We start from the raw sequence: 19,654 nt of genomic DNA, 5'->3' as shown, positions 1-19,654 counted from the left end.
GCAGAATTGGTGACATGGTGGCCAACCCGCGTGCCGGCAAGCCGGCCCAACCCGAGGACCTCGTCGATCTGCCACACCTGGTGACCGCGTACTACACGACGGAACCGGACCCCGACGACGTCGCGCAGCAGGTGGCGTTCGGCACGTCCGGCCACCGCGGCTCCGCGCTGGACGGGGCGTTCAACGAAGCGCACATTCTGGCGATCACCCAGGCCATCGTCGAATACCGCGCCGCCGCCGGAACCACCGGACCGTTGTTCATCGGCCGTGACACGCATGCGCTTTCGGAGCCGGCGTGGGTGTCCGCGGTGGAGGTGCTCGCGGCCAACGACGTGGTGGCCATGATCGACGCGGCCGACCGGTACACGCCGACACCGGCGATCAGCCACGCCATCCTCAACTACAACCGCGGTCGCGCCGATGGCCTGGCCGACGGGATCGTGGTCACCCCGTCGCACAACCCGCCCCGCGACGGCGGCTTCAAGTACAACCCGCCGCACGGCGGCCCGGCCGACACCGACGTCACCACCGCGATTGCCAACCGTGCCAACGAGATTCTTCGCGACGGGCTCTCGGCGGTGAAACGGATACCTTTAGGGCGGGCACTGCAGACCACGTTTCGTCACGACTACCTCGACGCTTACGTCGACGACCTACGAAACGTCGTCGATATCAATGCGATTCGTGATGCAGGAGTGCGAATCGGGGCGGACCCGCTCGGCGGCGCCAGCGTCGACTACTGGGGTGTGATCGCCGAGCGGCACAGCCTGGATCTGACCGTGGTCAACCCGCTGGTCGACGCGACGTGGCGGTTCATGACACTCGACACCGACGGCAAGATCCGAATGGACTGCAGCTCGCCGGACGCGATGGCATCGCTGATCGCCCATCGGGACCGCTACGACGTCGCCACCGGAAACGACGCCGACGCCGACCGGCACGGCATCGTGACCCCCGACCAGGGCCTGCTGAACCCCAACCACTACCTGGCGGTGGCCATCGACTACCTCTACACGCACCGGCCGGCCTGGCCCGCCAGCCTCGCCGTCGGCAAGACCGCGGTCAGCTCGTCGATCATCGACCGGGTAGTCGACGGCATCGGCCGCGAACTGGTCGAGGTGCCGGTTGGGTTCAAGTGGTTCGTCGACGGGCTGCTCGGCGGAACCATCGGTTTCGGCGGCGAAGAGTCGGCCGGCGCGTCGTTTCTGCGCCGCGACGGCTCGGTGTGGACCACCGACAAGGACGGCATCATCCTCGCGTTGCTGGCGTCGGAAATCCTCGCGGTTACCGGGGCGACGCCGTCGCAGCGGTATCGGGAGTTGGCCGGCAAATACGGGGAGCCCGCGTATGCCCGCGTCGACGCACCCGCCGACCGTGACCAGAAGGCCCGGTTAGCCAAGCTAACGGCGGAGCAGGTGACTGCCACCGAGCTGGCCGGCGAACCGATCACGGCAAAGCTGACGACAGCGCCCGGCAACGGCGCGCCGTTGGGCGGTCTGAAGGTGACAACCGAGAGCGCATGGTTTGCTGCGCGGCCGTCGGGCACCGAGGACGTCTACAAGATCTACGCCGAGTCGTTCCGCGGGCCAAAGCATTTGGCCGAAGTTCAGCGGGCCGCGCAGGAAGTGGTGGATACAGTCGTCGGGTGATCTTCGTCGCCCAGCGCCAGCGGGCTAAGCTGCCGCGCGCGGCCTGGGCGCTGATCGCGGCGAACGCGGTGGCCGCCCTTGGCTACGGTGTGGTGTCGCCGGTGCTGCCCGCCTACGCCCGCACCTTCGGGGTCAGCATCGGCGCGGTGACCTTTGCCATCACCGTGTTTTCGCTAATGCGGCTGTGCTTCGCGCCGCCCAGCGGGCTGCTGGTGCAACGGCTGGGCGAGCATCGGGTGTACGTGGCCGGGCTGCTGATCGTCTCGGTGGCCACCGGCATGTGCGCGTTCGCCCAAAGCTATTGGCAGCTATTGCTGTATCGGGCGATCGGCGGCATCGGGTCGACGATGTTCTTCATCTCGGCGCTCGGTCTGATGATCCGGATCAGTCCGGTCGACGCGCGGGGCCGGGTCGCCGGCCTGTTCGCCACCTCGTTTCTGATCGGCTCGGTCGGCGGGCCGGTGGTGGGCAGTCTGACCGCGGGTCTCGGCCTGTCCGCACCGTTTCTGATCTACGGCGGGGCGGTGCTGGTCACCGCGCTGGCGGTGGCCTACAGCTTGCGGCGCTCGACGCTGGCCGCGCCGGTGGAGCAGTCTCGCTCGACGGTGACGGTGCGCACGGCGCTTCGGCACCGCTCGTATCGCGCGGCGCTTCTGTCGAACTTCGCCACCGGCTGGTCGGTGTTCGGGCTGCGGATCGCGCTGGTGCCGCTGTTTATCTCCGATGTGTTGGGCCGTGGCCCGCGGATGGCGGGTTTGGCGCTGGCGACCTTCGCGCTCGGCAACCTGGTGGTCGTGCTGCCCAGTGGGCATCTGTCCGACCGGATCGGGCGGCGCCACTTGTTGATTGGCGGGCTCATCGCTTGCGGTGCGACGACCGTGTGGCTGGGCGCGACGACGTCAGTGCCGGTCTTCCTGGTGGTGGCAGGGCTGGCGGGCGCGGCGTCGGGCATCTTCGCGTCGCCGCAACAGGCCGCGATCGCCGACATCCTGGGCAGCACGGCGCGCGCGGGTACCGCAGTGGCGACGTTCCAGATGATGGCTGACTTCGGCGCGATCGTCGGCTCGATGGCGGTCGGCCAGATCGCCGAACACCTGAGCTTCGGCTGGGGCTTTGCGATCAGTGGCGTCATCCTGCTGGCCGCGGCGGTGGGCTGGATGCTTGCGCCGGAAACCCGGGCCATGGACCAACTGGCGATGCCCGACGAATGGGAGGTGGGTGCCACGGAGGATCTCGCCTGAAAAGCCCGTTGCGGCACCATGGACGTTGTGATGACTGACGGACGGCCGCGCTCGGCGATTGTGGTGGGTGCCGGCATCGTGGGGTTGTCGGCGGCGTGGTTTTTGCAGGAGCGCGGCGTGGACGTCACGGTGGTCGACCGCGTCGGCGTGGCTGCCGGCGCCTCGTGGGGAAACGCCGGCTATATCGCTCCCGGATTGACGATTCCGCTCAACGAGCCGCGGATTCTGCGTTACGGCCTGCGTTCGCTGCCGAAACGCGATGCGCCCCTGCGTATTTCGTTGAGCTCCGACCCTTCGCTGTGGCGGTTTCTGATGCGCTTCGCGGCCAACTGCCGCAGCTCGTCATGGACACGTGCGGTACGCGCCAACCTGGCGCTGAGCGAAGAGTGCCTCGACGCCTACGACGTGCTGGTGTCCAACGGCGTCGACGCGCCACTCAACGACGCGCCGGTCACCGCGCTGTTTAGAGCTTCGCGTGACGCCGAAGAGCTACTGGAGGAGCTGCAGCGCTTTCGGGATGCCGGCGGGCAACACGCCTCTACTACCGAATTGACCGGTGCGGCACTGCGCGAACAGGTTCCGCTGGCATCCGATGTGGCCGCTGTCGGCATCCGCGTCGACGGTCAGCGATTCCTGGACCCGGGCCGTTTCGTCCAGGCGCTGGGCCGCTCGGTCGTCGAACGCGGCGCCACGCTGCTGCCGGAGGAAGTCGTCGATGTGGTGGCCGACGGCAACAGCGTCACCCTGCCGACTCGTAGCGGCTCGGGGTTGACCGCCGACGTGGCGGTTATTGCGACTGGGGCGTGGTTGTCACGGCTGGTCGGTCGCTGGGTTCGGGTGCCGGTGCAGGCCGGACGCGGCTACTCGTTCACAGTGCCGGTGGACCGACCCGTCCCTCGCCCCGTCCACCTCCCCGATGCGCGGGTGGCGTGCACGCCGCTAAACGGCAAGCTGCGGGTCACCGGGACGATGGAGTTGCGGGACCCAGACGCGCCGGTGTCCGCCGCGCGGGTCGACGCCATCGCCGAGTCGGCCCGCCCGTACTTCGACGGGGTCCGCTGGGAGGAACGCAGCGAGGAATGGGTTGGGCCGCGCCCGCTGACGCCCGACGGTCGTCCGCTGGTGGGGCAGGTGTCGCAGGGCGTCTTCGTCGCCGGCGGGCACGGAATGTGGGGCATGACACACGGCCCGGTGACCGGTCGACTGCTGGCCGAGCAGATCACCACCGGTAAGCAGCCCGTCGCGCTGCGCGAATTCGACCCCACGCGGTGAGGCGCTGATCAGCGACTTTGAGCGCAAGTTGCTGGTGGTGTAGCTTCGATGGGCAACTTCATGGGGCTATGGCGCAGCTGGTAGCGCACCACACTGGCAGTGTGGGGGTCAGGGGTTCGAGTCCCCTTAGCTCCACTTCACGTACTCAGATTGCGTTCACTCTGCGGCTACCAGGCAAAAGTGCGAGTAGCTTGCCTGGTCACCGCAGACTCAACGCGTCTTCGCTTCCACGACAACACCGGCCGCGGCTTCGAGCGGCTTGACGATCGACGTGAAATCAGACTCCGGGCCCTCTGCATCCAGAGTCGCCTCCCAAAGCTGCGCGACGGCCTCGGCCAGCTGTGTGGGTATGCCCAGCGCCTTCGCCTCGTCGAGATACAGCCGCACGTCCTTGACCATCAGGCCCGTCGCGAACCCGTAGTCGAAGGTGCGCGGAAGCACCGCCCGCGGAAACTTTTCCCGACTTGCATGCGTGGCACCTGACCCCGCGTTGAGAACGTCGATCATCACTTGGGCATCGAGGCCCGCCTTCACTCCCATCACCATGATTTCCGCCGTCGCGGCCAACGACGTGGCAGCCATCAAGTTGTTGACCAGCTTCATCGTTTGCGCCGCACCGGGTTTTTCGCCGACGAAGATGGCTCGGCCGATGTCGTCGAAAACCGGTGCGACGGTGTCGAACTCAGCTCGCGGGCCTGACACCATCACCGCAAGAGTCCCCGTCCGAGCGCCCTGCACGCCGCCGCTGACCGGGCTGTCCAGCAAGGTCACTCCGTGTTCTGCGAGCAGCGCGTGATTGCGTTGCGCCGCTTGGCTTCCCACAGTGGACAGGTCGATGAAGCGCTGGATCCGGCTGCCGCTAGCAACCGTCGCAGCCACGTCCATCGACACCTGCGGCGTCGGCAGGCTGGCCATCACGGTGGCGACGCGGTCGCCGACCTCCCGGGCGGATGCCGCGCGATCGGCACCCTCGGCCACGACGGATTCGACCGCGGCGCTGCGGGTGTCGAAGACGACGACGTGATGGCCAGCGGCGACGAGGCGGCTCGCTACTGCAGCTCCCATGTTGCCCAGCCCGATGAACCCGATGTCCACTCCGCGACCCCTAACCTCTGTGTCTGGTGGCTTGCATCGTACGAGCCGCCGTACCATCCGCGTGTGGCCAGCACACCCGCCCAGGCGCAGCGCCTGCGCGACCTCAAGCTGTTGCGCCGCGTCCGCGACCGAATCGACCGCGAATACGCCCAGCCGCTGAATATCGAGGCGCTCGCACGCGGGGTGAACATGTCGGCCGGGCACCTCAGCCGTCAATTCAAGCTCGCCTACGGCGAGTCGCCTTACTCCTATCTGATGACCCGGCGCATCGAGCGGGCGATGGCGCTTCTGCGTCGCGGTGATCTGTCCGTCACCGAGGTATGTTTCGCGGTCGGCTGCTCGTCGCTGGGCACGTTCAGCACTCGCTTCACCGAACTGGTTGGCATGCCGCCCAGCATTTATCGGGAACGGACGGCCCGGGTGAGCAAGGGCATGCCGTCGTGCGTCGAGAAGCAGGTGACCAGGCCGATCAGGAATCGAGAAGCGCCGGCCGCCGCGATGCACTTAGCGTGAGCGCCATGGACATCACGATTCACTCGAGCTTCCTTCCACACGACGACCCCGAAGAATCTCTGGCGTTCTATCGCGACGGGCTCGGCTTCGAAGTCCGCCTCGACGTCGGCGCAGGCACGATGCGATGGATCACGCTCGGCCCGGTGGGTCAGGACACGTCCATCGTCTTGTACCCGCCGGCCGCCACCCCGGGCCTCACCGACGACGAGCGCCGAGTCATCGCCGAGATGATGGCCAAGGGCAACTACGGCATGCTGCTGCTGGCCACCAAGGACCTCGACGGCGCCTTCGAACAACTCCAAGCCCGCTCGCAAAACGGCCAAGTGGAGATCGTGCAGGAGCCGACCGAGCAGCCTTACGGGGTGCGCGACTTCGCCCTGCGCGATCCGGCGGGCAACATGATCCGCGTTCAACAGCTACGCTGAGCCGCTTCTTGACCTCAAGTGCAGTTGAGGTCATAGGGTCGACGCCATGACAAACCTTTTGGCGTCGATCGGCGGGGTCCGCTTCGCCCGTCGCTCAGCGAATTTCGAACAGACCGTCCGATTTTACCGCGATCTGGTCGGACTGCCGCTGTGCGAGACATTCGAAAACAGCTACGGCAGCACCGGTGCGATATTCGGGATGCCCGGATCAGAGCTGACCTTCGAGATCGTCGAGGCGACGCAACCCGTTCCGGTCGACGTCCACGAGCAGCTGTGCCTGTACTTTCCCGACGCGGCCGCGCAGCAGCTTGCGACAAAGCGGCTGCAGCAGGCAGGAATTCAGCCGGTGGAGTCGCATCCGTACTGGGCCGCGAACAACGCGGTGACCTACCGTGATCCCGACGGCCGCGAGATTGTGTTCGCGCCGTTTGTGTTTGGCGTCAACGAGCCGGAAACCGCACAATGAAGGTTGCGATCCTCGACGACTACCAGAACGTCGCACTGAGCATGGCCGACTGGTCGTCCGTCGCGGCCCGCGCCGAGATCACCACCTTCAACGACCACGTCGCCGAGCCCGACGCCGTCGTCGAACGCTTAGCGCCGTTCGACGTCGTGTGCGTGATGCGCGAGCGTACACCGTTGCCGCGCAACGTCATCGAACGCTTGCCCCGCCTGAAGATGATCGCCTCCACCGGGCCGTTCAACGCTGCCGTCGACGTCGCCGCCGCCAAGGAGCGCGGCATCCACGTCAGCACCACCGGCGGCTACATCGAGTCCACCGTCGAGCTGACCTGGGCGCTGATCCTCGCCGCCGCACGCCGACTCGTCGACGAAACGCTGTCGGTGCGCACCGGCGGCTGGCAGACGACGGTCGGTCGTCAACTGGGCGGGTCGGTGCTCGGCGTGCTGGGCCTGGGTCGCATCGGCCGCCGGGTGGCGCGGGTCGGTGCGGCCTTCGGCATGGACGTCATCGCGTGGAGCACCAACTTGACGCCCGAAGCCGCCGAAAAGGCCAGCGCCACATACGTTTCCAGAGAGGAGTTGTTCGCCCGCGCCGACGTGCTGACCATCCACCTGGTGTTGAGCGAGCGCACCCGCGGCCTGGTGGGCGCCGCCGAGCTGGGACTGATGAAGCCGACGGCGTTGCTAGTCAATACGTCTCGCGGCCCCATCGTGGACGAGGCCGCCCTCGTCGAGGCATTGCGCACGCAGCGGATCGCCGGCGCCGGCCTCGACGTCTTCGACGTCGAACCGTTGTCAGCGGGGCACCCACTGCGCCGCCTGGACAATGTCGTCGCCACCCCGCATATCGGCTACGTCGCCGACCGGGTCTATCGGGTCTTCTACGGCGAGGCTGCCGCCGCGATCGGGCAGTGGCTCGACGCCGTGGGCTCGTGAGCGAAAGCGTGCCTCCAGACGGCCGACCACCAGCATCACCAGCGCGGCCAGCAGCCAGCCCAGCAGGATGTCGACGACGTAATGCTCGGCCGAATACACCAGCGTGAACGCCATCGTCAGCACGTACGCGACCAAGAACGGACGCCACCGACGCCTGACGCGCCGCCACAGGAACGCCGCGACCATCGCGGACACGCCCGCATGCAGTGACGGGATAGCCGCCACCAGGTTCACACTGGCCTGCCCTGAGTCGACCAGCGCGCTCGCGGACTGCAGATGCAGCGTGCCCCAGCCGCGGGTGGAGATCCGCTCCACGAAGTCGTGGGCGCCGGCGTGGCCGGGATGCATGGCTCCGAGCAGCCCGCCGTCGGGAACACCCGCCGGGCTGCCGAACATGCACCTGGGGTTCGACGGGCCGCCCGCGACGTCGGCGGCCGTGCACTTCGCCGCCGCCCATGGCGGCGCGGCCGGCAGCAGGATGTAGCCGATCAGCGCGGTGAACGACAGCACCAGGAATCGCCGGACGAACGCCGCCCAGTCGTCGCGGTCGCGCAGCCACAGGAACCCGGCGACCGCATACGGCAGGACGAAAAACGACATGTACACCGCGCTGATGCCCACTTCCCACCACGGCGGATGCGGCATCTTGAGGTGCTCCTGCAGCCACACCGTCGGCACCACCCCGACGAACAACCAGCGGTCCACCTGTGGCTGCAGCAGCCACAAAGTGGGCGCCCCGACCAGGGTCGCCGCGCCCCGGCTGAGGTCGTAGAGCAGCAGGACCAGTGCGAACGGCAGCCAGTCGCGGATGACCGCCAGCACTTTCCAGCCGCGGCCGATGCTGGCGGCGATCAGCCCGGTCGCGATGTACAGCAGCAGCAGTTCACGGTTGAACGCCAGCCCCGCGGTGAGGCTGCGGTAGACCACCACCAACAGCCACACCGCCACGGCGCCGCGGCGAAGCAGCGCCAGACGATATTCGCGTCGTTCCCCGGTGTCACCGGCCGATCCGACGGATGCTTCAGGCGCTAAAGCCTGCGCACCTCGACCGGTTGTCGGTGACACTCACACTCCCCAGTTGCGACGGAAGGCACTTTCCGTACATCTTGCCGTAACCTTCCCTCGCCCCTGGTCAACCTGGGCCGCGACGCGCGGGGCCGGCCGTCGTCGCGTGCGACGCCCATTGCCGTTGCAGCCGGCGTTCACCGTTGGTGGCGATCAATCCCGACGGCGCGAAAATCCGCGACGGCACGGGTTGCTCTTCGGCCGGCGGGCTGCCGTCGCCGCGAACGGCCTTCAGCGCAGTGACGATCCCGGCGACAAACACGATCACCACGACGGACGCAAACACGATCGACAACGTGCCCTGGATGAACGTGTTTAGGACGACCTCGCCCAGCTGGTCGGCGGTTTTGGCCGAGCCGAACGCGGTCTTTCCCGCCTGCCTGGCCGCGGCATACCGGAAATACTGCGTCCAATAACCCACATCGGGGTCGGTGGAGAAGATCTTCTGCCAGGACGCGGTCAGCGTGACGGCCAGGTCCCACAGCAGCGGGATGCCCGGGATCCACGCCCATTTCAGGTGGCCCTTCTTGACGACGACGACCGTGATCACGGTCAGCGCGATGCCCGCCAGCAGTTGGTTGGCGATGCCGAAGAGCGGAAACAGCGTGTTGATGCCGCCGAGCGGATCGGTGACACCGATCAGCAGGATGCTGCCCCATGCCGCGACGACGGCCAGGCTGCAGGCCCAGGCGCCGACGCGCCAGCCCGGGTTGTGCAGTCGGGCCAGCGGACCGCCGAGGTTGCCCAGCCCGTCGGAGAGCATGAAGCGGGCGACGCGGGTGCCGGCGTCGACGGTGGTCAGGATGAACAGCGCCTCGAACATGATCGCGAAGTGATACCAGTACGCGCGCAACGCGGCGCCGCCGAACACCTGCTGCAGCACTTGCGACATGCCGAACGCCAACGTCGGCGCGCCGCCGGTGCGGGACACGATCGTGCGCTCACCGACGCCGGCGGCGGCCTGGTTGATCTGCTCGGCGGTGATCGGCGCGCCCGACAACCCGAGTTTGTTGACGTACGCCGCGGCGGTCCTCGCGGTGCCGCCGGTTTGCGCGGCGGGCGCGTTGAGCGCGAAGTACAGGTGTTGGTCGAGGATCGACGCGGTGATCAGCGCCATCAGCGCGACGAACGATTCGGTGATCATGCCGCCGTAGCCGATCAGCCGCATCTGGCTTTCCTTCTCCAGCAGCTTGGGCGTCGTCCCCGAGGAGACCAAGGCGTGGAATCCCGACAGGGCACCGCAGGCGATCGTGATGAACAGGAACGGGAACAACGATCCGGCGAACACCGGGCCGCCGCGTCCGGCGAAGCTCGAGACCGCCGGCGCCGCGAGGACCGGCCGCGCGATGACGACGCCGAGCGCGAGCAGGCCGATCGTGCCGACTTTCATGAACGTGGACAGGTAGTCGCGCGGTGCGAGCAGAAGCCACACCGGCAGCACCGACGCCGCCAGGCCGTAGCCGATGACAAACCACGACAGCGCAACCGGCGACAGTGTGAACAACCTTGTGCCCCAAGGTGTTTGAGCCACCCAGTTTCCGGTCACCACCGCGGCGATCAGCATCGCGAAGCCGATCAGGGACACCTCGGAGACCCGGCCGGGCCGCAGGTAGCGCAGGTAGCACCCCATGAAGACGGCGATCGGGATCGTCATCGCGATCGAGAACACTCCCCAGGGGCTTTGCGCCAGCGCCCGCACCACCACCAGCGCCAGCACCGCGATGATGATCACCATGATCATGAACACGCCGATCAGCGCGGCCGTCCCGGCGACGCGGCCGAGTTCGTCGCGGGCCATCTGGCCCAGCGAACGGCCCCGCCGTCGCGTGGAAATCCATAACACCAGGTAGTCCTGGACACAGCCGCCGAGCACCGCGCCGAGCACGATCCAGATCGCGCTCGGCAGATAACCCATCTGGGTGGCCAGCACCGGGCCCACCAGCGGGCCGGCTCCGGCGATCGCGGCGAAGTGGTGACCGAACAGCACCCGCCGGTCGGTGGGCAGGTAGTCGGTGCCGTTTTCGAAGACTTCGGCCGGCGTGGCGTGGTCGTCGCGGGGGCGGACGATCTTCAGCTCGATCAGCCGCGCATAGAAGCGAAACCCGATGATGTAGGTGCAGGTCGCCGCGACCACGAGCCACACGGCGTTGACCGTCTCGCCGCGGGCGAACGCGACGACCGCCCAACCGAGCGCGCCGACGACGGCGATGACGGCGAACACGAGCTTGTGCCGCGTGCGGATCGGTGAGCGGTCGACGATCGCGACGGGCGGCAGGTCGGCGTGGGTGCGGACGTAGCTGACGTGCCCGTCGCGCTCTTCCACGCGACGGACCCTACCGCGACCGGTCAGCTTCTGCAGTGCGCGCGAACGCTGTCGACGGTGTCGGCCTCAGCCGCGGTTTTGTCGTCGCGATAGCGCAGCACCCGCGCGAACCGCAGCGCGAGCCCGCCGGGGTAGCGCGACGAGGTCTGGACGCCGTCGAACGCCACCTCGACGACCTGTTCGGGCCGCAGCTGCACCACGTAGCCGTCGGTGGGTCCGACGGCGAGCTCGGTGAATCGCTTTGTCTGCCAGTCGAGCATCGCGTCGGTCATGCCTTTGAACGTCTTGCCCAGCATGACGAAGCCGCCGGTAGCCGGATCGCGTGCGCCGAGATGGATATTGGAGAGCTTGCCGCGGCGGCGCCCGGATCCCCATTCGACGGCGAGCACCACCAGGTCGAGGGTGTGGACCGGCTTGACCTTGAGCCAGGCCGCGCCGCGGCGGCCCGCCTCGTACGGCGCGGTGGGGGACTTCGCCATCACCCCTTCGTGGCCCGCGGCCAGGGTGGCGTCCAGAAAGTCGCTCGCGGCGTCCGGGTCGGCGGTGACCAGCCGATCGACCCGGTTGTGTTCGGGCACGATCTCGTCGAGCACCGTGATGCGGTCGGTGGTCGGCGCGTCGAGAAGGTCGACGCCGTCGCGGTGCAACACGTCGAAGAAAAACACGGACAGCGGCTGGGCCGCTTGTGCGGCCGCGACGTCGACGGAACGGCCGAACCGCGACCCGGTGACCTGAAACGGCTGCGGCCGGTTGTCCGGCCGCAGCGCGATTGCCTCGCCGTCGGCGATCAAGTCGGTGACCGGGAGCGCCAGCGTCGCCTCGACCACTTCCGGCAGCCGGGCGGTGACGTCGTCGAGGCTGCGGGTGTAGACCGTCACCTGGTCGCCCGACCGGTGGATCTGTACCCGCGCGCCGTCCAGTTTGGCCTCGAAAACGCCTGAGCCGCCGAGCTTTTCGAGCGCCTCGGTGACGTTGGCCGCGGTCTGCGCCAGCATCGAGCCGACCGGTCGGCCCACCTGAAGGGTGAAGCTGTCCAGCGCGGCCGCACCGCCGGTGAGGGCCGCCGCGGCGACGGCCGGCAGGTCCCCGCCCAGCATCGCGGCGCGGCGGACCGCGGCGGCGGGCAGTTGTGCGGCTTGGGCGACGGCGTCGGCCATGATCCCGGCCAGCGCACCCTGGCGCAGTTCACCGGTCAGCAGCCTCCGCAGGAACGTTTGCTCGACTTCGGTGGCTGCGGCGAACAGCCCGGCGAGGAGGGCGGCGCGGCGGGCCTGTGATCCCGTACCTGATACTGTACGGATTTCGGTGAAGGTGGTGTCGACGTCGGCGACAGTCAACGTCGGGTGCGGTGCCGGCGACGGCAGTGACCGCAAAGCCGCCCAGCCGACACCGATTTGGCGCTGCGGCAGTTCACCGGAGAGCCACGAGACGATGATCGCGACCACGTTGGGATGGGAGGCGGCCCGGTGCAGCAGCTCGGCGATGCGCGCGATCTTGGCGCGCCGCGCGGCGGCGCCGCCCACGTCCCGGGAGGTCAGCGCAACGTCGACGAGCAGCACCAGTTCACCTTGGCACGGCTGGCCGACAACGGCGGGCGGCGCCGCGATAGCGTGCTGTGGCAACGGGTCAAACGAGGAGGTTTGAATGGAGATCAACGGCAAGAAGGTCGTCGTCATCGGCGGCGCGTCGGGCATGGGCCGCGCGACGGCCGAGCTGCTGGCCGAGCGCGGGGCGAGCGTCGCGGTGCTCGACCGTGAGGGCTCCGACGGCAAGGAGGTGGCCGCGGGCCTCAAAGGCGGCGGCACGTTCTATCCGGTCGACGTCACCGACTTCGCCGGCACCGAGGAGACACTGCAGGCCGCGGTCGACGCTCTCGGCGGGCTGCACGTGGTGGTGACGACGGCCGGTGGCGGCATCGCCAAGCGGACGTTGTCCAAGTCCGGTCCGCACGACCTCGAATCCTTCCAGTCGGTGATCGATCTCAACCTCATCGCCACGTTCAACATCAGCCGGCTGGCCGCTGCGCACATGGCCAAGAACGAACCCGAGGACGAGGAGCGCGGCGTCATCATCAACACCGCCTCGATCGCGGCGTTCGAGGGTCAGATCGGGCAGGTCGCCTACACCGCGGCCAAGGCAGGCATCGCCGGCATGTGCCTGACGATGGCGCGTGACCTCGGCTCGATGGGCATCCGCGTGCTCGCGATCGCGCCCAGCCTGTTCGCGACCGGGCTCACCAAGGGCATTCCCGACGAGTACGCCATTGCGCTGACCAAGGATGCCGCGTTTCCCAAGCGTCTTGGCCGCCCCGAGGAGTACGCCAAGCTGGTCGCGGCCATCGTGGACAACCCGATGCTCAACGGTCAGTGCTTGCGCCTGGACGCCGGGCAGCGGTTCGCGCCCAAGTAGCGGGCTGGCCGCGAGACAGACGCGAGGGTCGTTACCCCGGCTGAACACAGCCCAGGCGTCTGTCTCGCGGTCCGACTCGATTAAGTACACTCTTTAGTCGGCGCACATCGACGAGGAGGCCCCCTGATGGCTATCGCATTGACCGACGACCATCGCGAACTCGCCGAGGTGGCCCGAGCATTCTTGACCTCGCAAAAGGCGCGCTGGGCGGCGCGCTCGCTGCTGGATTCGGCCGACGAGTCGCGCCCGCCGTTCTGGCAAGACCTCGTCGAACTCGGCTGGCTCGGCCTGCATATCGACGAAGAACACGGCGGCTCGGGCTACGGCCTGCCAGAACTTGTCGTGGTGATCGAAGAACTCGGCCGCGCGGTAGCGCCGGGACCATTCGTGCCGACCGTGATCGCCTCAGCCGTCATCGCCAGGGACGGCACCGACGAACAGAAGGCGCGGCTGCTGCCGGGGCTGATCGACGGCACCGTCACCGCCGGTATCGGTCTGGGCGGTGACGTCCGCATCGACGGCGGTGCCGCCAACGGCGACGCGGGAATCGTGTTGGGCGCCGGGCTCGCCGAGCTGCTGCTGATCGCGGCGGGCGACGACGTGCTGCTGCTGGATCGGCGCCGCGACGGCGTGACGGTCGACGTGCCCAAAAACCTCGATCCGACCCGTCGCTCGGGGCGGGTCACCTTGCAGAACGTCACGGTTGAGGTCCTGCCGGGCGCTCGGCAATCCGCGCTGGCGCGGGCGCGCACGCTGCTGGCCGCCGAGGCGGTGGGCGGGGCGTCGGACTGCGTCGACGCCGCGGTCGACTACGCCAAGGTGCGCCAGCAATTCGGCCGCACCATCGCCACTTTCCAAGCGGTGAAACATCATTGCGCCAACATGCTGGTGGGCGCCGAGTCCGCGACCGCCGCGGTGTGGGATGCGTCAAGGGCGGCCGGCGAAGACGAAGACCAGTTCCGGCTGGCCGCCGCAGTCGCCGCCACGCTGGCGTTCCCGGCATACGCACGCAACGCCGAACTGAACATCCAAGTACACGGCGGCATCGGATTCACGTGGGAGCACGACGCGCATCTGCACCTGCGTCGCGCCCTGACCGACCGGGCGCTATTCGGTGGCGATGCGCCGCCGCAGGACGTGTTCGATCGCACCGCCGCCGGCGTCACCCGGGCCAACAGCCTGGATCTGCCGCCCGAAGCCGAAGAACTGCGTGGCCGGGTGCGCGCCGATGCCGCCGAAATCGCCGCACTGGACAAGAAGGGGCAGCTGGACCGGCTGATCGCGACCGGCTACGTGATGCCGCACTGGCCCAAACCCTGGGGCCTTGCCGCCGACGCGGTCGAGCAGCTGGTGATCGAGCAGGAGTTCACCGCGGCGGGTGTCAAGCGGCCGGACTACCAGATCACCGGATGGGTCATTCTGACGCTGATCCAGCACGGAACCCCTTCGCAGATCGAAAGATTCGTCGAGAAGGCGCTGCGCCAAGAGGAGATCTGGTGTCAGCTCTTCTCCGAGCCCGACGCCGGATCGGACGCGGCGGGCATCAAGACCCGGGCAACCCGGGTCGACGGCGGCTGGAAGATCAACGGGCAGAAGGTGTGGACCAGCGGCGCCCACTACTGCCGTCGCGGCCTGGCCACCGTGCGCACCGATCCCGACGCGCCCAAGCACGCCGGCATCACCACGGTGATCATCGACATGAAGGCGCCCGGGGTCGAAGTGCGCCCGCTGCGCCAGATCACCGGTGGCTCCGACTTCAACGAGGTGTTCTTCAACGACGTCTTCGTTCCCGACGAGGATGTCGTCGGCGAACCCAACACCGGATGGACGGTGGCCCGCGCGACGCTGGGCAACGAGCGGGTCAGCATCGGCGGCGGCACGTCGTACTACCAAGGCGTCGGCGCACAGCTGGTGCAACTCCCCCAGCAGCGGGCAAATCACTTGGCGGGAGCGACGGTTCGCGTCGGCGCCTTCCTGGCCGGAGAACACGCTCTGCGGCTGTTGAACCTGCGCCGCGCCGCCCGCAGCATCGAGGGAGCGGGCCCGGGGCCGGAAGGCAACATCACCAAACTCACGCTCGCCGAGCACATGATCGAGGGCGCCGCGATCGGCGCGGCGCTGCTGGGACCCGAGCTCGCCCTGGCCGACGGCCCCGCAGGACTGGTCAGCCGGATGCTGATGGGCGCGCGTGGCATGGCCATCGCCGGCGGCACCTCGGAGGTCACGCGCAACCAGATCGCCGAGCGGATTCTGGGCATGCCGCGTGACCCGCTGATCAAGTAGCAGGTCCGAAGACCAGCCTCGTCTCGTCGGGTCGCACCTCGACCGGCATGCCGCATGTCACCGAGTCGGGTTCGCAGTCAACGACATTGGCGGCCACCCGAAGTCCCTCGTCCAGCTCGACGATCGCAATCACATACGGCGTCGGTATATCGGGGTTGTAGGGGTGGAAGTTGACCGTGTAGGTGAACACCGTGCCCCGCCCGGATACCGGCCGGGCGGTCAGCGGGCCGCCGCAGTCCGGGCATACGCCGGCCGGCGGGTGCACCCAGCGGGTGCATGGATCGCAATGCTCGACGAGAAACCCCCGGTCTGCCACGCGCAATACAGTACACTCTTTTGGTGCCAAGCCGACACTTCGAGAAGAACGCGATCCTGTCCGGAATCGGAATCTCGCGAATCGGCCGTCGCACCGGCATTCCCGGGCTGGAGCTCACGTGCGAGGCGGTGCGCGCCGCCATCGCCGACGCCGGTCTGACCGTCGCCGACATCGACGGCGTCGCCAGCCTCGGCGACACTCCGGTGCCGGAAGTCGCCGCCGCACTGGGTATCGAAGCGGCGGACTACAAATCCGGGTTCGGTACGGCCGGCCTGCTGACCCCGGTAATGGCGGCGTGTCATGCGGTCGCCGACAAACAGGCCCGCCATGTGCTGGTGTATCGAACGGTCCAGATGATCGGCGGCTCGGTGCCGGCCAACATGACCGGCGATCAGCCCAGCATCGGCGGAATGGACGACATCCCCGAACTCCTTGCCGCGCATGCCTATTCGGCGGCCAACTGGCTGGCGCTGCACTGCCGGCGACACATGCACCTCTACGGCACCACGAAGGAGCAGCTGGGCTGGTTGGCCATCAACAGCCGGCGCAACGCCGCGTTGAATCCGCTTGCGGTGTACCGCGAACCGCTGACAATGGCCGACTACCTGGCCGCAAGGCCGGTCTCCTCGCCGTTCGGACTGCTGGATTGCGACGTCCCCGTCGACGGCTCGATCGCCGTGGTGGTCTCGGCCGCTGAATATGCCGCCGACTGCCCGCAACCGCCGGTCGCGGTGGAGGCCATCGGCGGGTCCGATGGCGCCGGTGGCTGGTTTCACCGCCCCGACTACCCCAAGATGGCGGCTACCGACGCTGCGGCACAGATGTGGTCGCGAACCTACCTGACGCCGGCCGATATCGAGATCGCCGAGTTGTACGACGGCTTTACGTTTCTCACTCTGGCGTGGCTGGAAGCGTTGGGCCTCTGCGGGGACGGCGAGGCCGGGCCTTTCGTCGAGGGTGCGGAGCGCATCGCCCGCGACGGCGTCCTGCCGCTGAACACCTACGGCGGTCAACTGTCGGCCGGGCGCATGCACGGTTACTGGGTGCTGCACGAAGCCTGCCTGCAGCTGCGCGGAGGAGCGGGTGAGCGGCAGGTGCCGCATCGCCCACAGGTCGCGGTGGTCGCTGCGGGTGGCGGCCCGATTGCCGGCTGCATGCTGCTGACATGCTGAATACCGTTGGGGCAGTGCACACTTGACCGCCCCATTACGCCCCGACAAGCGGGCTACCCAGATCGCCCGCCGCATCGAGGCCGACATCATTCGCCGCGGCTGGCCGGTCGGTGAATCGCTGGGATCAGAGCACCTATTGCAACAGCGTTACCACGTCAGCCGCTCGGTGCTGCGGGAAGCCGTGCGCCTTGTCGAGCACCATCAGGTCGCGCGGATGCGTCGTGGGCCCGGCGGCGGATTGCTGGTCTGCGAGCCCGACGCCGCCGCGGCAACCAACGCCGTCGTCATCTACCTGGAGCATCAGGGCACCACGATCGGCGACCTGCTGGCCGCGCGCCTGCTGCTCGAGCCGTTGGCGGCCGTACTCGCCGCCGAGCACATCGACGAGACCGGCATCGAACGGCTGCGCGCCATGCTGCAGACGGCGTCGCAGCACGAATTCCACACGGCGCTCGCTGCGGAGTCCAAAAACCCGGTGCTGCAGCTGTTTATCGACATCTTGATGCGCCTGACCGCGCAATTCGCCCGGGGTTCGCGCGCGGACGCCGAGGCGTTGGAGGCGACACGCGCCGACCACGCCGAGATCGTCGCCGCCGTCACTGCCGGCGACTCGGCGCGCGCCAAGACGCTCAGCGAACGTCACGTCGAGGCCGTGACGGCGTGGCTGCAACGACATCGCAGCCGGCGTCGGCCGCGCACGTCGGATCCCGGGGCGACGCCCGCCAAGCTCGCTGAAACGTTGGCGGCCGCGGTCCGCGACGACATCGCCGCCAGCGGCTGGCAAGTCGGTTCCATTTTCGGCACCGAGGCTCAGCTGCTGGAACGCTATCGAGTCAGCCGCTCGGTGCTGCGCGAAGCGGTGCGGCTCCTGGAATACCATGGCGTCGCCCGAATGCGACGGGGTCCCGGCGGCGGCCTGGTGGTGGGAAAACCACAGGCACAGGCCAGCATTGACACCATCGCGCTCTACCTGCAGTACCGTCAACCCAGCCGCGACGACCTGCGCCTGGTGCGCGACGCCATCGAAATCGACAATGTGGCAAAGGTTGTCAGCAGACACGACGCTCCCGAGGTGCGGGCCTTTCTCGGCACGCACCGGCAGGTCATCGAGCAAACCGGGGACGATCCGCGCAAGGCCGGCATGGAAGAGTTTCTGTTTCACAGCGGGATGGCGCAGCTGGCCGGCAACGCCGTGCTGGGTTTGTTCCTGCGGATCCTCGTCGAGCTGTTCCGTCGCCAATGGGCCGCCACCGAGCAGAAGCTCCCGAGCCGCAGCGATTTTGCCGACGTCCAACACGCGCACCGGCGCATCATCGAGGCGATCGCCGACGGCGACGACAGCCTGGCCCGCCACCGCGCCCGACGCCACCTGGATGCCGCGGCGTCGTGGTGGCTTTAGCGGTTTATGACCGCGGGCGAGCCGGGTAGTCTCGGCCGAGAAGAGAGGAGTCGACCATGAGCATCGCGCTGTCGACGACCCTGCACACCACATTCGACGACGCCGTCGCCCGCACCCGGGAAGCGCTCGCGCAGAAGGGGTTTGGCGTGCTCAGCGAAATCGACGTGAAGGCGACACTGAAAGCCAAGCTCGGCGAGGACATGGAGGACTACCTGATTCTGGGCGCATGCAACCCGCGCTTTGCCCACCAGGCAGTCAACGTATTCCGGCAGATCGGCGTGCTCCTGCCGTGCAATGTGGTGGTGCGCCGCGATCCGGACGAACCGGACACGATCATCGTCGACGCGATGGACCCACGGCTGATGGTTGACGTGACCAAGGAGCCCGGGCTGGACGACATCGCCGACACCGTGGGCGGATTACTTCGGGAGGCTCTCCAAGAGCTGTCCGAATGAACTTGCAGAGGCCCCGCACCAGCCGCTAGTCTCGGCGATCGTGCAGCATCTTCTCGTAGTAGCCAGCACCCGCAGCGGGGTCTGATCCAAGGCCGACCCCCCGCTGTGGGTCGGAAGCTACTACCTGTCGGTCACTCCCTTCAAGACCAGAGAAGACCGCACATGGCAATCTCCAAGCTAATTCCGAACAGCTCCGACGTTGGGCCCGTTCCGCTACCGGGTGGGCTCCGGGAGGCTCTCGGCGCAATGTCGTGGAGCGCCTTCACTGCCACCTACGCACCCAGCGCGGGCCCGGTGCGGCTCGGCCAGTGGGAATGCGCCGACGCCGAGCGGCCCGCCACCCGGCTGGGACCGCAGGCCCGCACCTTTCGGGCCACGCTCGGCTTCGGCGACCGCATCGAGACCGTCACCGCCACCGCGACCGGTCCGGTGGCCGCGTTGACCGAGATGCTCTACCAGCACGGCATCGCGGTCGAAATGTTGCGGTTCCACCAGCTGCGCTCCGACGACAGCATCGCCACGTTCATCCGGGGCAGCGACGGCGTGCGGGCTGAGTGGGCGATGGGCTGTTCAAAGGACGCGACGCAGTCCGCGTTGCGCGCGGTGATCGCCTGCGCCAACCGGCTGTATGGCTAGGCC

Annotated in this window: 17 protein-coding genes, 1 tRNA gene and 1 pseudogene; 14 read left to right on the top strand and 5 right to left on the bottom strand. The window is 68.0% G+C overall.

All coding sequences use genetic code 11. The features are described 5' to 3' along the window. The first annotated feature begins 14 nt into the window (after nt 1–14). The 4 genes from pgm to G6N47_RS24655 all read left to right on the top strand — a co-directional run bounded on the left by pgm (nt 15) and on the right by G6N47_RS24655 (nt 4,297). The gene (gene pgm, locus G6N47_RS24670) at nt 15–1,649 is read left to right on the top strand and encodes a phosphoglucomutase (alpha-D-glucose-1,6-bisphosphate-dependent) (protein WP_083129632.1); all 1,635 of its coding nucleotides are present in this window, start codon (nt 15–17) and stop codon (nt 1,647–1,649) included. After that, nucleotides 1,649–2,890 carry an MFS transporter gene (locus G6N47_RS24665; RefSeq protein WP_443677616.1) on the top strand — a complete coding sequence of 414 codons (1,242 nt, stop codon included), beginning with the start codon at nt 1,649–1,651 and terminating at the stop codon, nt 2,888–2,890. Before pgm ends, G6N47_RS24665 begins: the two co-directional genes overlap by 1 nt. 30 nt (nt 2,891–2,920) lie before the next feature. Then, the gene (locus tag G6N47_RS24660; protein ID WP_232080280.1) at nt 2,921–4,162 is read left to right on the top strand and encodes an NAD(P)/FAD-dependent oxidoreductase; all 1,242 of its coding nucleotides are present in this window, start codon (nt 2,921–2,923) and stop codon (nt 4,160–4,162) included. A gap of 62 nt (nt 4,163–4,224) precedes the next feature. Beyond that, nucleotides 4,225–4,297, top strand: a tRNA-Ala gene (locus G6N47_RS24655). Nucleotides 4,298–4,372: 75 nt separating this feature from the next. On the opposite strand, the gene G6N47_RS24650 is transcribed toward G6N47_RS24655, so the two are convergent. Then, complete coding sequence (locus tag G6N47_RS24650) at nt 4,373–5,257, bottom strand: NAD(P)-dependent oxidoreductase (protein ID WP_083129630.1); 885 nt, start codon at nt 5,255–5,257, stop codon at nt 4,373–4,375. Nucleotides 5,258–5,320: 63 nt separating this feature from the next. Here G6N47_RS24650 and G6N47_RS24645 point away from each other — a divergent pair, with 63 nt between their 5' ends. From G6N47_RS24645 to G6N47_RS24630, 4 genes are read left to right on the top strand one after another with little or no spacing between them, the layout of a single operon-like run. Further along, complete coding sequence (locus G6N47_RS24645) at nt 5,321–5,770, top strand: helix-turn-helix transcriptional regulator (protein WP_232080279.1); 450 nt, start codon at nt 5,321–5,323, stop codon at nt 5,768–5,770. Nucleotides 5,771–5,775: 5 nt separating this feature from the next. Beyond that, a complete protein-coding gene (locus G6N47_RS24640) occupies nt 5,776–6,195 on the top strand; it encodes a VOC family protein (RefSeq protein WP_083129629.1) in 420 nt (139 codons plus the stop codon). A gap of 46 nt (nt 6,196–6,241) precedes the next feature. Then, the gene (locus G6N47_RS24635; RefSeq protein WP_083129628.1) at nt 6,242–6,661 is read left to right on the top strand and encodes a VOC family protein; all 420 of its coding nucleotides are present in this window, start codon (nt 6,242–6,244) and stop codon (nt 6,659–6,661) included. After that, nucleotides 6,658–7,593 (top strand): D-2-hydroxyacid dehydrogenase family protein, encoded by a 936-nt coding sequence (locus tag G6N47_RS24630; RefSeq protein ID WP_197945490.1) that lies wholly within the window; start codon nt 6,658–6,660, stop codon nt 7,591–7,593. Before G6N47_RS24635 ends, G6N47_RS24630 begins: the two co-directional genes overlap by 4 nt. Here G6N47_RS24630 and G6N47_RS24625 read toward each other — a convergent pair. From G6N47_RS24625 to G6N47_RS24615, 3 genes and pseudogenes are all read right to left on the bottom strand, one after another. Continuing rightward, nucleotides 7,588–8,658 (bottom strand): annotated as a pseudogene (locus G6N47_RS24625) (phosphatase PAP2 family protein); the annotation flags it as partial. The gene G6N47_RS24630 and the pseudogene G6N47_RS24625 overlap by 6 nt on opposite strands. A gap of 67 nt (nt 8,659–8,725) precedes the next feature. Beyond that, nucleotides 8,726–11,008 carry a carbon starvation CstA family protein gene (locus tag G6N47_RS24620; protein ID WP_083129626.1) on the bottom strand — a complete coding sequence of 761 codons (2,283 nt, stop codon included), beginning with the start codon at nt 11,006–11,008 and terminating at the stop codon, nt 8,726–8,728. After that, the gene (locus G6N47_RS24615) at nt 11,005–12,540 is read right to left on the bottom strand and encodes an ATP-dependent DNA ligase (RefSeq protein WP_083129625.1); all 1,536 of its coding nucleotides are present in this window, start codon (nt 12,538–12,540) and stop codon (nt 11,005–11,007) included. Before G6N47_RS24615 ends, G6N47_RS24620 begins: the two co-directional genes overlap by 4 nt. An 85-nt stretch (nt 12,541–12,625) precedes the next feature. Between G6N47_RS24615 and G6N47_RS24610 the strand changes: the two genes are divergently transcribed. Continuing rightward, nucleotides 12,626–13,390, top strand: a complete 765-nt coding sequence (locus G6N47_RS24610; RefSeq protein ID WP_083129624.1) for an SDR family NAD(P)-dependent oxidoreductase — start codon at nt 12,626–12,628, stop codon at nt 13,388–13,390. Nucleotides 13,391–13,516: 126 nt separating this feature from the next. Beyond that, nucleotides 13,517–15,673 carry an acyl-CoA dehydrogenase gene (locus G6N47_RS24605; protein WP_083129623.1) on the top strand — a complete coding sequence of 719 codons (2,157 nt, stop codon included), beginning with the start codon at nt 13,517–13,519 and terminating at the stop codon, nt 15,671–15,673. Here the strand turns inward: G6N47_RS24605 and G6N47_RS24600 are convergent. Further along, nucleotides 15,666–15,989 carry a Zn-ribbon domain-containing OB-fold protein gene (locus G6N47_RS24600; RefSeq protein ID WP_083129622.1) on the bottom strand — a complete coding sequence of 108 codons (324 nt, stop codon included), beginning with the start codon at nt 15,987–15,989 and terminating at the stop codon, nt 15,666–15,668. The two genes, G6N47_RS24605 and G6N47_RS24600, sit on opposite strands and share 8 nt — an antisense overlap. Before the next feature lie 23 nt (nt 15,990–16,012). On the opposite strand from G6N47_RS24600, the gene G6N47_RS24595 reads away from it, so the two are divergent. From G6N47_RS24595 to G6N47_RS24580, 4 genes are all read left to right on the top strand, one after another. Then, nucleotides 16,013–17,161: a thiolase family protein gene (locus G6N47_RS24595; protein ID WP_083129621.1), complete on the top strand. Its 1,149-nt coding sequence runs from the start codon at nt 16,013–16,015 to the stop codon at nt 17,159–17,161. Nucleotides 17,162–17,183: 22 nt separating this feature from the next. After that, nucleotides 17,184–18,560 (top strand): FadR/GntR family transcriptional regulator, encoded by a 1,377-nt coding sequence (locus G6N47_RS24590; RefSeq protein ID WP_083129620.1) that lies wholly within the window; start codon nt 17,184–17,186, stop codon nt 18,558–18,560. A 56-nt stretch (nt 18,561–18,616) separates the two neighbouring features. Further along, nucleotides 18,617–19,015, top strand: a complete 399-nt coding sequence (locus tag G6N47_RS24585) for a DUF302 domain-containing protein (protein ID WP_083129619.1) — start codon at nt 18,617–18,619, stop codon at nt 19,013–19,015. A gap of 162 nt (nt 19,016–19,177) precedes the next feature. Continuing rightward, nucleotides 19,178–19,651 carry a 2-isopropylmalate synthase gene (locus G6N47_RS24580; RefSeq protein ID WP_083129618.1) on the top strand — a complete coding sequence of 158 codons (474 nt, stop codon included), beginning with the start codon at nt 19,178–19,180 and terminating at the stop codon, nt 19,649–19,651. Nucleotides 19,652–19,654: the final 3 nt, after the last annotated feature.

The sequence above is a fragment of the Mycobacterium branderi genome (genome assembly GCF_010728725.1).
GTDB lineage: Bacteria > Actinomycetota > Actinomycetes > Mycobacteriales > Mycobacteriaceae > Mycobacterium > Mycobacterium branderi.
The sequence above is the reverse complement of the archived record's forward strand: the minus strand, read 5'-3'. Positions and strand labels throughout refer to the sequence as shown.

Coding starts and splice junctions, on each gene's coding strand:
- pgm (WP_083129632.1), top strand. CDS start 15: ATGGTGGCCAACCCGCGTGCCGGCAAGCCGGCCCAACCCGAGGACCTC.
- G6N47_RS24660 (WP_232080280.1), top strand. CDS start 2,921: ATGACTGACGGACGGCCGCGCTCGGCGATTGTGGTGGGTGCCGGCATC.
- G6N47_RS24640 (WP_083129629.1), top strand. CDS start 5,776: ATGGACATCACGATTCACTCGAGCTTCCTTCCACACGACGACCCCGAA.
- G6N47_RS24635 (WP_083129628.1), top strand. CDS start 6,242: ATGACAAACCTTTTGGCGTCGATCGGCGGGGTCCGCTTCGCCCGTCGC.
- G6N47_RS24630 (WP_197945490.1), top strand. CDS start 6,658: ATGAAGGTTGCGATCCTCGACGACTACCAGAACGTCGCACTGAGCATG.
- G6N47_RS24610 (WP_083129624.1), top strand. CDS start 12,626: ATGGAGATCAACGGCAAGAAGGTCGTCGTCATCGGCGGCGCGTCGGGC.
- G6N47_RS24605 (WP_083129623.1), top strand. CDS start 13,517: ATGGCTATCGCATTGACCGACGACCATCGCGAACTCGCCGAGGTGGCC.
- G6N47_RS24585 (WP_083129619.1), top strand. CDS start 18,617: ATGAGCATCGCGCTGTCGACGACCCTGCACACCACATTCGACGACGCC.
- G6N47_RS24580 (WP_083129618.1), top strand. CDS start 19,178: ATGGCAATCTCCAAGCTAATTCCGAACAGCTCCGACGTTGGGCCCGTT.